1 protein-coding gene is annotated in these 479 nt (G+C 76.4%); it reads right to left on the bottom strand.

The genetic code is table 11. The features are described 5' to 3' along the window. Positions 1-479 (bottom strand): amino acid permease (locus tag ETD96_RS44275; RefSeq protein WP_138642412.1); only part of this gene is annotated, 479 nt, incomplete at both ends.

The following is a 479-nucleotide window of genomic DNA, read 5'->3' as shown; positions in this document are numbered from 1 at the left end:
CCGGCGTTGTAGTTCATCAGCATCAGCCCGGTCACCAGGACGCTGGAGACCACCAGCCCGACCACCGGGGTCCCGCCGCGGCCGGTGCGGGCGAACACCCGCGGGAACAGCCCGTCGCGGGCGGCGGCGAACGGGATCTGGCCCTGCAGCAGGATCCAGCCGTTGAGCGCGCCGAACGCGCTGATCGCCGCGCCCGCCGCGACCAGGTCGGCGGCCCACCCGCCGAACGCGGCGTCGGCGGCGTCGGCGAACGGCGCGGTCGAGGTCGCCAGCGCCGCGGCCGGGACCAGCCCCAGCACGGCCACCGTCCCCAGGATGTAGACCAGCGCGGTCACCGCCGTCCCGGCCACGGTGGCGCGGGGGATGGTCTTCTCCGGCTCCTGGACGTCCTCGGCGGGGACGGTGGCCGACTCCAGCCCGATGAACGACCACAGCGTCAGCGCCGCCGCCGCGGTCACCGCGCCGAACGCGCTGCCGCC

The sequence above is a fragment of the Actinomadura geliboluensis genome, from assembly GCF_005889745.1.
Taxonomy (GTDB): Bacteria; Actinomycetota; Actinomycetes; order Streptosporangiales; family Streptosporangiaceae; genus Spirillospora; species Spirillospora geliboluensis.
Note: the sequence above shows the minus strand (reverse complement) of the source record. Positions and strands in the feature narration are given on the sequence as shown.